Source organism: Citrobacter sp. RHBSTW-00887 (genome assembly GCF_013728095.1).
In the GTDB taxonomy this organism is placed as follows: Bacteria; Pseudomonadota; Gammaproteobacteria; order Enterobacterales; family Enterobacteriaceae; genus Citrobacter; species Citrobacter braakii.
On record NZ_CP056267.1, the window covers coordinates 2,629,729 to 2,644,183 of the forward strand.

Below are 14,455 nucleotides of genomic sequence, written 5' to 3' on the forward strand. Positions count from 1 at the left end.
GAATTCTGCGGGCTCCCCATCTGGGGCATCTGGTTATCTATCTGCTGTTTATTGTTCTGCCGATTATTGGACTGGTGATGATGTACAACCGGGGTAACCCGTGGATTGCATTCGGCATCGTTATGCCGCATGCGGCAGAGGCCAATTTTGATGTAGTGGATATGCTGAAGTCCTGGCACGTGACGCTGGCAAATCTGGGCTATTTTGTTATTGCTCTGCATGCCGCTGCGGCCCTGATGCACCACTATTTCTGGAAGGACAATACGCTGCTGCGCATGATGCCGCGAAAACGCTCCTGATGTAATGCCCCGCAAATGCGGGGTATTTTTTTAGCCGATTATTTTTCCAGACATCATAAAAACTTACCGACAAGATGGTTAAACAACGTCCAGTTCATCACACTCGCTACTTGATTGCTGCTCTTATTAAAACTACTGTATATAAATACAGTAAATGAGAGGCAGATTATTATGTTGTTTTTCCAGCCTGCGGAACGCCGCGAAATTAAACACTTTCCGTTATTTAGCGATCTTGTGCCCTGCGGTTTTCCATCTCCTGCACAGGACTACGTTGAGAAACGTATCGACCTCAATGACCTGCTGGTACGGCATCCCAGCGCAACCTATTTTGTTAAATCATCTGGCGACTCTATGAGGGGAGCAGGGATCGGCGAGGGTGATTTACTGATTGTCGACAGCGCCAGAAAACCTGTCCATGGAGACATCGTTATTGCCGCCGTTGAGGGCGAATTCACCGTTAAACGCCTGCAATTACATCCGGTTGTGATGCTGAAGCCAGAGAACAGCGCCTACGCGCCGATCATGATTAGCAGCGAGGACACGCTGGATATATTTGGCGTGGTGACATTTATCATTAAAGCTGCGGGCTGATGATGTTTGCACTGGTGGATGTTAACGCGTTTTATGCCAGTTGTGAGTCGGCATTCCGGCCTGATCTGAAAGGGAAGCCCGTTGTCGTTCTTTCAAATAACGATGGCTGCGTTATTGCCAGCAGCGTAGAGGCAAAGGCGCTTGGCGTTAATATGGGCGCTCCGTACTTCAAACAGAAAGATCTGTTCAGGCGCTATGGCGTGTTCTGTTTTAGTTCGAACTACGAACTGTATGCGGATATGAGCAGCAGGGTGATGTCGATTCTGGAGGAGTTATCGCCACGCGTGGAGATATACAGTATTGATGAAGCCTTTTGTGATTTAACGGGCGTGCGAAACTGCAGGGATCTTACGGATTTTGGTCAGGAAATCAGAGCAACCATTTTGCAGAAAACACGTCTCACGGTTGGGGTCGGTATCGCTCAGACCAAAACCCTGGCCAAACTGGCGAACCATGCGGCCAAAAAGTGGCAGGAACAGACGGGCGGAGTCGTGGATCTCTCAAATATTGAACGCCAGCGTAAGCTGATGGCAGCACTCCCGGTTGATGAAGTCTGGGGCATCGGACGCCGTATCGGCAAAAAACTGGACGTTATGGGTATTAAAACGGTTCTCGACCTGGCGGATACCGATATTCGCTTCATTCGTAAACATTTCAGCGTCGTGCTTGAGCGAACCGTCCGGGAATTGCGCGGTGAGCCTTGTCTGGCGCTGGAAGAGTTTGCGCCGGATAAGCAGGAAATTATCTGCTCAAGATCGTTTGGTGAAAAACTCACGGATTACAACGCCATGAGAGAGGCCATTTGCACCTATGCTTCACGTGCTGCGGAAAAGCTGCGCAGAGAACACCAGTACTGCCGGTTTATCTCTACGTTTATCAAAACCAGTCCGTTTGCCCTGAATGAACCTTATTACGGTAACAGCGCATCGATAAAACTGCTGACGCCAACTCAGGATAGCCGGGACATTATTACAGCAGCCACGCGCAGCCTGGACGCCGTTTGGCGAGAGGGGCTACGTTATCAAAAAGCGGGCGTTATGCTGGGGGATTTTTTTAGCTCTGGCGTTGCACAGCTGAATCTTTTTGATAATAACGCCCCGCGGCGTAACAGCGATAAATTGATGGACCTACTGGATACTCTTAATGCTGAAAAGGGGAAAGGAACGCTCTACTTTGCTGGGCAAGGGATACAGCAGCCGTGGGCGATGAAGCGAGACATGCTTTCACCACGTTATACAACGAGATACAGTGATTTGCTGCGGGTAAATTGATAGCCAAACAAGGCTTCCTCCCACCTTATTTATACCGGATCAATTATCCTTTCAATGACAGGACGTTGTAAATTGCCAACGATTCCATAACCTTGGATACCTTTCCAGCGCGGCTAAATTAGCGCTCCTTTAATACTTCGATAAGATACAAAGTTGATATGCAAAAAGTTGGATTGTTGTGAACTCAGGAGTAGGATTATTTCTATCTGATAGAACCAGTTATCGAACTGGCTTATACGAGTTGTTTGTTTTTCACTTACGAAAAGGTGGTGCTGGTAATGAGTACATTCATCATTCGTTTATTATTTTTTTCTCTCTTATGCGGTTCTTTCTCAATACATGCTGAAGAGCAGAACGGTATGAAACTTGAGCGGGTTGTGATAGTGAGCCGTCATGGAGTAAGAGCACCTACGAAGTTCACTCCAATAATGAAAGATGTCACACCCGATCAATGGCCACAATGGGATGTGCCGTTAGGATGGCTAACGCCTCGTGGGGGAGAACTTGTTTCTGAATTAGGTCAGTATCAACGTTTATGGTTCACAAGCAAAGGTCTGTTGAATAATCAAACGTGCCCATCTCCAGGGCAGGTTGCTGTTATTGCAGACACGGATCAACGCACCCGTAAAACGGGGGAGGCGTTTCTGGCTGGGTTAGCACCAAAATGTCAAATTCAAGTGCATTATCAGAAGGATGAAGAAAAAACTGATCCTCTTTTTAATCCAGTAAAAATGGGGACATGTCAAGGCTCAATTGAAATGTCCGTTATCCAGCTCAATTAAAATGACCACTTTGATCTCTCATTCTCTTTACTGATAGACTTTCCTCCGACTGAAACAACAGGATGATTGAGCCCATGCTTCGATACGAGTTAACGCCGAACAATGCAGGTTTTATACTGTGGGGAGATTCAGAAGCCCTGAATGAATTACATGAACTCATTCATTACATCGTGGATGAAAGCCCACTGATTAAAGTTAAAGACGGATTTATGTTATCCCTTGCCTATGATATTCGTAAAGCACGGGAAGGTAATCGTCGTGTTGAGCAACATCAGTATGATCAACATGATACATATAAGCTTTATGGTGTTGAGCTTTTATGGCCTCTGGTCCTGGTACAGTCCTCAATACTCAGAAACTCAATGGGTTATATTCAGACAGACAAAAACCAGCTGTCTGTCATGTATGCCTTTGAATACCTGATAGAATCAGCATTAACAGAGTCTGAGAGAACAACGTCGAATGATATTATGCTAACAGTAAAATATGCATCAGACTCTGATTTTAATTTCATTGAGGATAATATTGACAGCAGGTGCTGCTATTTTATCAGCCTATCTCCGGAGCAAAGAAAAAAGCAGTTAATCAGTATTGTTCGTTCTTTTCATTCATTATGGGGTAAGTATGCCCGTGAAAAGCAGGACATAAAGATGCTGAACGAAATGAATAATACATCATGGGTCTGGCCGGACAATATCAACTGGTGAGCAACCACTGTCCGGCCAGTGAGTACCATCAGCGGGCTCTTTTACCAAAAATGTCCTCTGAACGTGACTGAAGCTGTTTGAGTGCTTCGAGCATGTCATCATTATCCAGTGAGCGCTGGGATTTCTTCCCTTCCTGCTTTGGCCGTCGTCGGGAAGGGCCATCTCCAGCGGGAATTGACTGAGAGCGCGTGTTATCCCGCTTGCTCTGCACCAGACTGATAAACTCCAGGGTTCGGCCAAGACGCTTGTTATCGACAATCGCGCCCTGGTCGATTTCTGACAGTCGGTCGTAGGTAGAGTAGGGAAGTAGCGTACCGTTCAGGCGCAGCTCTTTTCTGCCATCAGGATAGTGATACACATCGATATATTTACCTATTGCACGGCGACTCAGTTCGCTGTCTTCAATCAGGTACAACATTTTATCATATTGTATCGTCAACGATTTTGAGACTTTACGTTTTTCACGAACAGTGAAAATAAGCCCCAGGTCCTCATCATGTTCTACAGCACGGTGTACGTCAAAATCATGTCGCGGTACTTTGCCAAAACGGCGGTTATAGTCAGCCATATAGGCCTCAGCGAAGTCATTTGCAGCCTCCATTGAACAAATGCCCTGTAACCGCAGCTCTTTGACCAGACGATCCTGTAAAGTGAGGTGAGCTCGTTCTACACGCCCTTTGGCGGGACTGGTTTCTGCACAGATAGTCTGGATGTTCAGTTCATGCATGGCTCGCCCAAACTGAGTATGCCCGTCTCCGCCTGTGGCGTGTTTATTGTTAACACGAAAAACACCGGCTTTATCGCTGTACAGTGCCAGCGGTTTACCATGCTTATCGATATAGCGCCGCGTGGCTTCGAAGTAAGAAAACGTGGACTCCGATTTAACAAACAACAGTTCCATCAGTTTGCTGGTTGCATCATCAACATAGACCAGCGCGGTGCAGGCCGGGCCACGGCCTTCAAACCAGTCGTGATCACAGCCATCTATTTGTATCAGCTCACCAGTACACGGACGCCGGTACCGTGGTTGAGGGATCCTTGCGGCACGTTGTTTACGGGGAACCCATAAGCCAGCCCGCACCATGATGCGCCGGACAGTTTCTTTGCCAAGAAACAGTCCGTGGAGTTCTTCGAGCTTTTCACGCGCCAGAGTCGGACCGAAATCAGCATAACGCGTCTTGATCAGTTCCAGAGCCTGATCTGCGAGCCCGGGTGGCAACTGGCGGTTACCACGCATGCCACATCGTCTGCTGGCCATACCAAGCGGTCCGCCTTCACGGTAACGGGCAAGAAGTCTGCGGCATTGCCTGTCGCTGATACCGAGGTGCTCGGCCGCACGGCGCGTTGTGATGCGACGTTCAATGACGTCCTGTATAATCTTGATCCGGTTGATCTCTTTCAAAGTAAACACTCCTGAGCTTTCTGCGCTCATGATATGCCTCCCGGTAGTTTAAACGGACCAGTGAAGCTTACCATAGCGCGGACATCTGAATTGAGCCACAGGCGGACATTACTATTGAGCCATTACAACATTAGTGCGCATAATGTATATTATGTTAAATGCAATTTAGTATTTGATGGATGCTTAGTTCATACCCCTTAGCTGACGCCGTTCCATCAAATCCTTACCCTTCCCTTATCTGCTACGGTAAAAAGTTTTCGTCAGATGACCCCGAATGCAGATCCCTCTTTAGCCATTCTCAGTTTGGCGGTTCCGGTTGGTACACAGTGATGAAAAACGATAAGGTCAGAGCTGTTGTCGCCTTCGAGTCAGGAAGCCAGGAAGCGGTTTTTTTCATTCCTGGAAAAGCTCCCCCTGCTAATCCTGACTGAAAACTGCTGGACATGACTGTCTGCCTTGAGCAAAAGCAGACAGTCACTTTGATTTTCTACCGTAAATTTTTTCTTTTTTTATAATCAATGTATCGGGCTAGATATTTTTGTAACAACTTTATAAGTTAAAGATCTGCCGCAATAACAGATTCCTTTATTTATAATTAGAGGTTTGCAACGTTGTGATAGACTTTTTGAACATCATCGTCATCTTCAAGGGCATCAACGAGTCCTGCAAAGATTTCTAAATCTTCTGGTGAAAGTTCAACTTCTGATTGAGCAATCATTTCTAATTCTGTTGTTGAGAATTCATTAATCCCAGCGGCTTTCAGGGCTGCAATTCCTTTATGAAGGTCTGTAGATTCAGTATAAATAACGATGTTTCCCTCTTCTTCGGTTACATCGCGAACATCTACATCAGCATTAAGCAAAATTTCAAAAATATGGTCAGGATCTGTTCCTGCAAATACAATCACCCCGGTATTGTCAAACATATAGCTGACAGCACCTGCCGCTCCGATATTCCCGCCTTTTTTATTGAAAATTGAGCGGACATTAGCAATCGTACGGTTAACATTTGACGTCAATGTTTCAGCGATAATCAGTGAACCACTTGGACCAAAGCCTTCATAACGCCCTTGCACGAACGTTTCATCGCTGCCGCCTTTGGCTTTATCAATTGCTTTATCAATAACGTGTTTAGGAACCTGTGCTTGTTTCGCACGTTCAATAACGAATTTTAAAGCTGAGTTTGATTCTGGGTCTGGTTCACCTTGTTTGGCAGCAGCATAGATTTCTACACCGAATTTTGCATATATATTAGACGTTGCACCGTCTTTAGCAGTTTTTTTAGCAACAATATTTGCCCATTTACGTCCCACTGGAATAGTCTCCTCAGAAATTCATTTACATTACATGCAGATTAATAGCCTGCAATTTTTTTCCGCAATATTATATCATGATATGTAAACTCTCGTCCATGAAAAACAAAATACCCATGTTTTACTAAATGTTACTTTAATTTTATCAATAGTTAACATTATGGATATGTTATTTTCGGTTTTTTTAGATCTTTTGTTTTTTTATTTTAATAGTCGAATGACAGCGATAATACATAAATAAAGAGAAGCTGGAGTAACAATCCAAGTATAAATACCCACTTAAGATTAATGAACGCATCTAATCCAGATCTTTTCTTCAGCAATGTTTGGCTGATGTTTACTTCTTAATCATGAAAGCCTGAGGAACAGATGCCATTGCTGGTCGCCCCGCTTTCTTGTAACCTTCTTCCCGTTGCACTACTGACAAAATCTGGAACCACTGAACTGGACTTCATATGAATGCTCATATTTCTAAAGACCCTTTACATGGCGTAACGCTTGAAATGCAGGTCAATGCACTGGTTGATCGTTATGGTTGGGCTGAGCTGGCGCAACGTATTAATATCAACTGCTTTAAAAATGAGCCGAGCGTTAAATCCAGTCTGAAGTTTCTGCGCCGCACGCCGTGGGCGCGGGCAGAAGTTGAAGCGCTGTACCTGGATTCACTGCATGATCTGGCCTCAAATAACACCACCGAACCGGCGTTCGATCCCTGGGCTAACAGCCGCAACAAGAAGAATTAAGAGCAAAATCTGATGTCAGCATCCGGTTTTATTTCAGCAAATTATCAAAAAAAACTGGCGAATATTCTCGCCCGTTCCCGAGCCAGGCTGCCGCGAACCAACATGAAATGGTTCGCGCTGCTCGTAGGCAGTATGTTGCTACTTGGCAGTTGTTCTTCACAGCCGCCCGGTTCAAAAATCACCCCACTGCCCCCGGTGGGCAAACCGCAGCAGAGCAAGGAGCCGGTGCGCGGTATCTGGTTGGCAACGGTTTCGCGTCTTGACTGGCCGCCGATTTCATCCGTCAACATCAGCTCGCCTGCCGTTCGTATCAGCCAGCAGCAAAAGGCGCTGACGGACAAGCTGGATAACCTGAAACGTCTTGGTATTAACACCGTTTTTTTCCAGGTGAAGCCCGATGCCACTGCGTTGTGGCATTCTACAATCTTGCCGTGGTCAGATACCCTGACCGGTAAGATTGGTCAGGATCCGGGTTACGATCCGTTACGGTTTATGCTCGATGAAGCGCATAAACGCGGAATGAAAGTCCATGCCTGGTTTAACCCCTACCGCGTGTCCGTGAACACTAAACCGGCAACGGTTACCGAATTAAACAACACGCTGTCACAGACGCCTTCCAGCGTTTATGTCCTGCATCGGGACTGGATCCGTACCTCGGGCGAGCGTTTTGTGTTAGATCCCGGTATTCCCGAAGTGCGTGACTGGATAACCAGTATCGTGGCTGAAGTCGTTGAGAATTACCCGGTTGACGGCGTGCAATTCGATGATTACTTCTATACCGAGTCTCCCGGCTCTGCGCTCAACGACAGCCAGACCTTCAGAAGATACGGCCAGGGATTCGTCTCCAAAGCTGACTGGCGGCGCGATAACACGCAACGCCTGATCGCTCAGGTTTCACGAACCATTAAGAAACTCAAACCTGAAGTTGAATTTGGCGTCAGCCCTGCGGGCGTGTGGCGCAACCGTTCGCACGATCCGGCGGGCTCCGACACGCGCGGCGCGGCAGCCTATGATGAATCGTATGCGGACACCCGCCGCTGGGTGCAACAAGGCTTGCTGGACTACATCGCCCCGCAGTTGTATTGGCCTTTTGCCCGCGACGCGGCGCGTTACGATGTGTTGGCAAAATGGTGGGCAGATGTCGTCAAATCAACCAACACCCGCCTGTATATTGGGGTGGCGTTGTACAAAGTCGGTGAGCCGTCGCGAAAAGAACCTGACTGGACGGTCAAAGGCGGTGTGCCGGAGCTGAAAAAACAGCTCGATCTGAACGAGTCTGAACCGCACATTAACGGCACAATTTTGTTTCGCGAAGATTACCTTAATCAGCCGCAAACGCAGGAAGCCGTGACCTATATTCGCAGTCGTTGGGGGCGTTAATGGTCGTCCGTATTGGATTTATAACGCAAGAGCGTCCGGTTATACGGACGCTCTTAACCGATTCATCAGGCAACTGAAGGCTCAGGCAATCTGAATGATGAGACCAGCATCGCCAGCTGTTCCGCCTCCTCTTTCAGCGCCTGCGTTCGCGCGGCGGCATCATCTATTAACGAGGCGTTTTGCTGAACGGTGCTGTCCATTTCGGTAACAGCCAGCGTAACTTCGGAAACGCCCTTGCGTTGTTCTTCACCCGCAACGCGTATTTCCCCCATTAACTGACGTACCTGACGTACATTACTGACCAGTTCTCCCAGACGTTCGCCCGCATTGTGAATTTGCTGGCTTCCGCTACCTACATGAGAAACGGATTCATCAATCAACGCCTTTATTTCCTGCGCGGCGGTGGCGCTGCGCTGGGCCAGCGTGCGCACTTCGGAGGCCACAACGGCAAACCCTCTCCCGGCATCACCTGCTCTGGCGGCTTCAACCGCGGCATTCAGGGCGAGAATATTGGTCTGGAACGCAATGCTGTCGATAACCGCGACAATTTCCACCATTCTGCCGGATGAGGCACTGACGTTATCCATTGTAGAGATAACACCCTGCATAACATCGCCGCAGCGGTTGGCCGTTTGCGCGGTGCTATCAGAGAGTTCATCCGCCAGTTGTGTATTACTGGCATTTTGATGAACGGTCGCATTTAACTGTTCCATCGCCGCTGAACTCTCTTCCAGCGCAGCGGCCTGTTGCGTCACGCGAGATGAAAGTTCCATATTACTGTCTGCCAGGCTGACAGCGTTATTCGCCACCACTACGCTACTGCTTCTGACAGTGATCAGAATGGCTGAGATTTTATCGACGAACAGGTTAAACGCTTCGGCGATAGCGGAAATCTCATCTTTGCCACGCACATCCAGGCGACGGGTAAGATCGCCTTCTCCCTGCGCAATGTCATCGAGAGCCTGACGGGTATCATCGAGACGTGAAATCAGTCGGCGAACCACCAGCCAGGATCCCACCAGCAACAGGGTCATGATCGGGATCAACACTTCCAGCACGTCCTGCATCATCACTTTGGCAAGGCCGACGATACGCGATTCAGGCGTCGCAAGACCAACAACCCAACCGGTATCCGCCATCGGGAACAGCATCACCCGTGAAGCCGAATTCAGGACGTTATCATTTGCAAGCGTAATCGTTTTCACCCCGTCCGCTGGGCGCAGATATTTCAGACCGTTTTCCACCGGGATAAGCCATTGCGCGCTTTGCGCCAGATCGTTAATGGTTTTATATTTCGCCAGATCGGTCTGCGGGAAATAGAGGATTTGTCCCTGCTTGTCCACCACAAACGCGTAACCACCGGTGCTGTTTCCCTGCTGCTGCATGAAAGTGGCGACGTTATCCAGCCGAATATCGGTGGTGGCGACACCGGCAAACTTGCCCGCCAGTTGATAAGGTACGCTGCACGTCACCATGTTGACGCCTGAACTGGCGTCCTGGTAGACATCAGACCATAAGCAACTGTTTTGTGAATGTCCTTTAGCATGCTGATACCAGTTTTCATTGTGGTATCCGCTTGACCCTTCGACGTTATAGTCGTTGGAATACACCAGTTTACCTTCAGCATTACGCGCCCAGAAAAAGCTTCTTTTCTCCACACCTGCGGTGAAAGCGTCTGGTTCTGGCCAGATACCGCCGCCGGTAATAATCGAATCTTTATCTTCACCAATCAGATGCGGAACGACGCTTTGATAAAGAGATTCATCATTTGGCAGCACCTCAGCCAGTCGTGACAAGCTAACGGTCTCACCTTCAATTCGGGACAATACGGTACTCAACTGGCGGGTTAAACCTTGCCCTGTTTCTTCGATCAGGGCGGTGTTGATTTCAACGACGCGCGGTTGACCACGCCAGAGCATAATCACCACAATAACAAGGGTCGTGACTGCAAGCAGCAGAATGCCGCCGATGGTTAAACGCGTTGAAATACGAGTAGGATACCAGGCCATACAAACTCCTTCTGCAAAAGGCTAACTTTTATCCAGTATCGGCACAGGCGTTTATATCTTTATAAAGTTTTCTTAAGTATCACAAAATAAATAGGTGACATTGTCACAAATAGCAAAACCCAGCACTTTGGCTGGGTTTTAATAATGACTTAATCTTATTTGGATAATTCTTTTTTGATTTCGTCTTTTATTTTACTTAATTCGCTCTGCGGATGTTTTTTACAAAGTTCAACGGTCAGAGGAACTGCAGTCGTCACGGTTTCGTTATAGTCTACGTAATCGCCACCCTTGAAATCTTCATCTTCATTGAGCACCCAGAAAGCCACCGGGGCCATAGTTTGCGGGTTCAAATCAATAAACTCCTGGCAATTCATGCCTTTTGGAGTCACTTCAGTTTTAGCGTTATCAGTTGCTGCATTGACGCTGACACTGGTTAACAGCGCTGCGACCAGAATACCTGCTGTAGAAAGGGAGAATTTATTCATTGTAGTACTCCATTTATAATATAAATAATATCTACACTTGCGCTTCAAACCGTTAATGTAGTTCGCAAAAAATAATACCCCTAACGTCATAAGAATAAAGATTGCCACCATTGATATGGCTGAAATTTATATTTCACATTACTGATTCTGATGTCTGGGCGTAAAACGTGGCCACAATGTGATCGTTCCGACGAAATCAGCAGATTCATCCCCTTCTTCCCCTGTCGCTGCACCAAAACTGAACTACGCTGCACAAATGTTGATCATTAGTTAACGGATATGGGCTAATTTTTAACAAAAATGGTCGGCGTGCCGCTGTTACCAACATGGCACGCGTCCTGCATTGTTAATTTGCTAACAGTGAACCGTACTCTGACAAACAATTAACAGCGAGAAGGTAATGACAGCGAAACCGGAGTTATTTACCCGCATAGAGCAGACCTTTAGCCAACTGACGCCCAGCGAAAAGCGCGTGGCCGGGTGGCTGTTAGCCCATGCTGTGCAGATCCCTTTTGAAACCGCGGATGGTATTGCTAAAGCGACCGGAACCAGCGGCATTACCGTTGGACGCTATCTGCGTAAACTGGGTTTTCGCAATCTGGAAGATGCAAAAGCCAGCCTGCGGGAGCTACCCGTCGTCGCCTATCAACCCTGGGGGATGAACGAGCGGCTGGACTCCTGGCACCAGCAACAAAGCCTGCCAGATCGCGCGCAGCAGTCGCTGTTACTGGAAATCGACGCCATTACCTATGTCTATCAACTCGCGCAAGGCGAAACGTTTTTACGCATAGCCCAGCGGCTGGCACATGCGGAAGCCGTGTATATCCTTGGGATCCAGTCCACCCGCGGGATCGCTAACGCCTTTTTCAGTCACCTGGAATACCTGCGGCCTAAAGTCAGCTACTCCGAAGGGCTTTCCGGCAGTTGGGTCGAGTCGCTGAACTCAGGATTCACCCAGCCTTACGTGGTGATCACCGATATGCGCGCCTATTCCGCTATCTCGCGACAATATTGCCGCGTTGCCACAGAACGCTGCATTCCGCTGGCGTTAATCACCGATGTGTGGTGCCCGTGGGCCAGAGACTATTCCATTGACTTACTTCAGGTGAAAACTGACACCGGACATTTCTGGGACTCACTGGCTCCGGTGAGCTGTCTGTTCAACTTATTACTCTCTGCGGTGGTGGCACAACTGGGTGACTCCCTCGCAGAACGCCTGCAAACCAATCGCCAGTTACAACAACAATTTGGTCAATTCGAACAATAAACAGGAAACGTGCTATGTCAGAAACCCCAGAACTGGTCGATCTGTCGGTGATATTCCCGTCGCTACATATCGATCTTAAATACGCTACGGCAGACAACATTACCGGCGCCCCTATCTACCGGGAAGCTCGTTGCCTGTTGCACACCGAGGCGGTCACTGCGCTGGCGAAAAGCATCAGTATTGCGCAACTGGCGGGCCTGAAACTTGTGGTATACGACGCGTATCGCCCGCAGCAGGCGCAGGCGGTGCTGTGGAATGCGTGTCCGGATCCTCAGTATGTTGTCGATGTGGCGATAGGATCCAATCACAGCCGCGGGACGGCCATTGACGTTACGCTAATGGACGATCGTGGCAATCTTCTCGATATGGGCGCGGGCTTTGATGAGATGCACGACCGTTCCCATGCCTGGCACCCTTCTGTTCCTCCGGCTGCGCAGCGCAACCGCCTGCTGCTCAATGCCATTATGTTCGGCGGCGGTTTTGTCGGTATCACCAGCGAGTGGTGGCATTTTGAATTACCTGATGCCGCCCGCTATCCGCTGCTTGACGATCAGATAGATTGTTACACTGTCACACCCATAACAACACAACATTCCCTTTAATTCTGGAGCCTGGTTATGAAGACTACACTTGCGTTAAACGCGTTTTTTCGCCCCGCTCTGATAGCCGTTGCGCTGGCGTTTGCCCTGCCCGCTGCGCAGGCCGCCGTTCCCAAAGATATGCTGGTAATCGGCAAAGCTGCCGATCCGCAGACGCTCGATCCCGCCGTGACCATCGATAACAACGACTGGACGGTCACCTATCCCTCTTATCAGCGGCTGGTTCAGTACAAAACGGATGGAGGTAAAGGCTCCACGGAAGTTGAAGGCGATTTGGCCAGCGGCTGGAAGGCCTCTGACGACCAGAAAGAGTGGACGTTTATCCTGAAAAACGATGCCAAATTCGCCGACGGAACGCCGGTGACGGCTGATGCGGTAAAGCAATCTTTTGAACGCCTGCTCAAAATCGGCCAGGGGCCTGCAGAAGCGTTCCCGAAAGATCTGAAGGTTGAGGCTATCGATAACAATACGGTGAAGTTTACCCTCAGCCAGCCATTTGCGCCGTTCCTGTATACGCTGGCCAATGACGGGGCCTCAATTATTAACCCGGCCGTCTTAAAAGAGCATGCCGCAGACGATGCCCGCGGATTCCTGGCGCAGAACACGGCAGGCTCCGGTCCCTTTATGCTCAAAAGCTGGCAAAAGGGACAGCAGTTGGTACTGGTTCCTAACCCATATTATGCCGGTGTAAAACCGGCGTTTAAGCGGGTTTCGGTAAAAATCATCGGTGAAAGCGCCTCTCGCCGTCTGCAATTGTCGCGGGGTGATATCGACATTGCCGATGCGCTTCCGGTTGACCAGCTTGCCGCCTTAAAACAGGAAGGCAAAGTTAACGTGGCGGATTATCCCTCGTTGCGCGTGACCTATCTGTATCTAAATAACAGTAAAGCGCCGCTCAATCAGGTGGATTTACGCCGCGCCATCTCGTGGGCCACCGATTATAAAGGCATGGTAAACGGGATCCTGAGCGGCAACGGTAAGCAAATGCGGGGTCCGATCCCTGAAGGCATGTGGGGTTTTGACGACAAGGCCATGCAGTACAGTTTCGATGAAGCCAAAGCGAAAGCGGCGTGGGAGAAAGTTGCCACCAAACCTGACAGCCTGAGCTTCCTGTACTCGGATAATGACCCCAACTGGGAACCTATCGCGCTCGCGACCCAGGCAAGCCTTGGCAAACTGGGCATTAAGGTCAAGCTGGAAAAACTGGCGAACGCCACCATGCGTGACCGCGTGGGCAAAGGAGATTACGACATTGCCATTGGCAACTGGAGCCCAGATTTCGCCGATCCGTACATGTTTATGAACTACTGGTTTGAGTCAGATAAGAAAGGCTTGCCGGGTAACCGTTCATTCTATGAAAACGGTGAGGTCGATAAGCTGCTGCGTAGCGCGCTGGCCACGACCGATCAGGTTGCCAGAACCAATGACTACCAGCAGGCGCAAACTATCGTGATTGATGAAGCCGCCTACGTCTATTTATTCCAGAAAAACTATCAGTTGGCGATGAACAAAGACGTCAAAGGATTTGTATTCAACCCCATGCTGGAACAGGTCTTCAATATCTCCACCATGAGTAAATAAGCCACGTTAATGCGGAGCCGCTCTGGC

12 protein-coding genes and 3 pseudogenes are annotated in these 14,455 nt (G+C 48.8%); 11 read left to right on the forward strand and 4 right to left on the reverse strand.

Going from position 1 to position 14,455, the window contains the following annotated elements:
* Window positions 1-17 precede the first annotated feature (17 nt).
* From cybB to HV314_RS12560, 5 genes and pseudogenes are all read left to right on the forward strand, one after another.
* A pseudogene (gene cybB / locus HV314_RS12540) lies at window positions 18-299 on the forward strand (cytochrome b561); the annotation flags it as partial.
* A gap of 171 nt (window positions 300-470) precedes the next feature.
* Entirely contained in the window at window positions 471-890 is a 420-nt protein-coding gene (locus tag HV314_RS12545) for a translesion error-prone DNA polymerase V autoproteolytic subunit (RefSeq protein WP_181548076.1), read from the forward strand.
* Window positions 891-892: 2 nt separating this feature from the next.
* Window positions 893-2,161, forward strand: a complete 1,269-nt coding sequence (locus HV314_RS12550; protein ID WP_029139549.1) for a Y-family DNA polymerase — start codon at window positions 893-895, stop codon at window positions 2,159-2,161.
* A 278-nt stretch (window positions 2,162-2,439) separates the two neighbouring features.
* A pseudogene (locus HV314_RS12555) lies at window positions 2,440-2,904 on the forward strand (histidine-type phosphatase); the annotation flags it as partial.
* Between the two features lie 113 nt (window positions 2,905-3,017).
* Entirely contained in the window at window positions 3,018-3,650 is a 633-nt protein-coding gene (locus tag HV314_RS12560) for a DUF6904 family protein (protein WP_001567369.1), read from the forward strand.
* 28 nt (window positions 3,651-3,678) lie between these two features.
* Here HV314_RS12560 and HV314_RS12565 read toward each other — a convergent pair whose 3' ends face one another.
* Entirely contained in the window at window positions 3,679-5,082 is a 1,404-nt protein-coding gene (locus HV314_RS12565; protein WP_001567368.1) for an ISNCY-like element ISKpn21 family transposase, read from the reverse strand.
* A gap of 254 nt (window positions 5,083-5,336) precedes the next feature.
* Here HV314_RS12565 and HV314_RS27605 point away from each other — a divergent pair.
* Window positions 5,337-5,471 (forward strand): annotated as a pseudogene (locus HV314_RS27605) (alpha/beta hydrolase); the annotation flags it as partial.
* Between the two features lie 176 nt (window positions 5,472-5,647).
* Here the strand turns inward: HV314_RS27605 and HV314_RS12570 are convergent.
* The gene (locus HV314_RS12570) at window positions 5,648-6,364 is read right to left on the reverse strand and encodes a YebC/PmpR family DNA-binding transcriptional regulator (protein WP_046276377.1); all 717 of its coding nucleotides are present in this window, start codon (window positions 6,362-6,364) and stop codon (window positions 5,648-5,650) included.
* 455 nt (window positions 6,365-6,819) lie between these two features.
* On the opposite strand from HV314_RS12570, the gene HV314_RS12575 reads away from it, so the two are divergent.
* Together HV314_RS12575 and HV314_RS12580 are read left to right on the forward strand one after the other, a co-directional pair.
* The gene (locus tag HV314_RS12575; protein WP_016153085.1) at window positions 6,820-7,107 is read left to right on the forward strand and encodes a VF530 family DNA-binding protein; all 288 of its coding nucleotides are present in this window, start codon (window positions 6,820-6,822) and stop codon (window positions 7,105-7,107) included.
* Window positions 7,108-7,119: 12 nt separating this feature from the next.
* The gene (locus tag HV314_RS12580; RefSeq protein WP_131405916.1) at window positions 7,120-8,487 is read left to right on the forward strand and encodes a glycoside hydrolase family 10 protein; all 1,368 of its coding nucleotides are present in this window, start codon (window positions 7,120-7,122) and stop codon (window positions 8,485-8,487) included.
* A 65-nt stretch (window positions 8,488-8,552) separates the two neighbouring features.
* Here the strand turns inward: HV314_RS12580 and HV314_RS12585 are convergent, their stop codons facing one another.
* Together HV314_RS12585 and hdeB are read right to left on the reverse strand one after the other, a co-directional pair.
* A complete protein-coding gene (locus tag HV314_RS12585) occupies window positions 8,553-10,496 on the reverse strand; it encodes a methyl-accepting chemotaxis protein (protein WP_181548077.1) in 1,944 nt (647 codons plus the stop codon).
* A 155-nt stretch (window positions 10,497-10,651) separates the two neighbouring features.
* A complete protein-coding gene (hdeB, locus tag HV314_RS12590) occupies window positions 10,652-10,981 on the reverse strand; it encodes an acid-activated periplasmic chaperone HdeB (protein ID WP_003019999.1) in 330 nt (109 codons plus the stop codon).
* 400 nt (window positions 10,982-11,381) lie between these two features.
* Between hdeB and HV314_RS12595 the strand changes: the two genes are divergently transcribed.
* The 3 genes from HV314_RS12595 to HV314_RS12605 are packed head-to-tail and all read left to right on the forward strand — an operon-like array spanning window position 11,382 to window position 14,428.
* Window positions 11,382-12,248 (forward strand): MurR/RpiR family transcriptional regulator, encoded by an 867-nt coding sequence (locus HV314_RS12595; protein WP_016156533.1) that lies wholly within the window; start codon window positions 11,382-11,384, stop codon window positions 12,246-12,248.
* A gap of 14 nt (window positions 12,249-12,262) precedes the next feature.
* Complete coding sequence (ddpX, locus tag HV314_RS12600) at window positions 12,263-12,850, forward strand: D-alanyl-D-alanine dipeptidase (RefSeq protein WP_016156534.1); 588 nt, start codon at window positions 12,263-12,265, stop codon at window positions 12,848-12,850.
* Between the two features lie 15 nt (window positions 12,851-12,865).
* Window positions 12,866-14,428 (forward strand): ABC transporter substrate-binding protein, encoded by a 1,563-nt coding sequence (locus tag HV314_RS12605; protein WP_181548078.1) that lies wholly within the window; start codon window positions 12,866-12,868, stop codon window positions 14,426-14,428.
* Window positions 14,429-14,455: the final 27 nt, after the last annotated feature.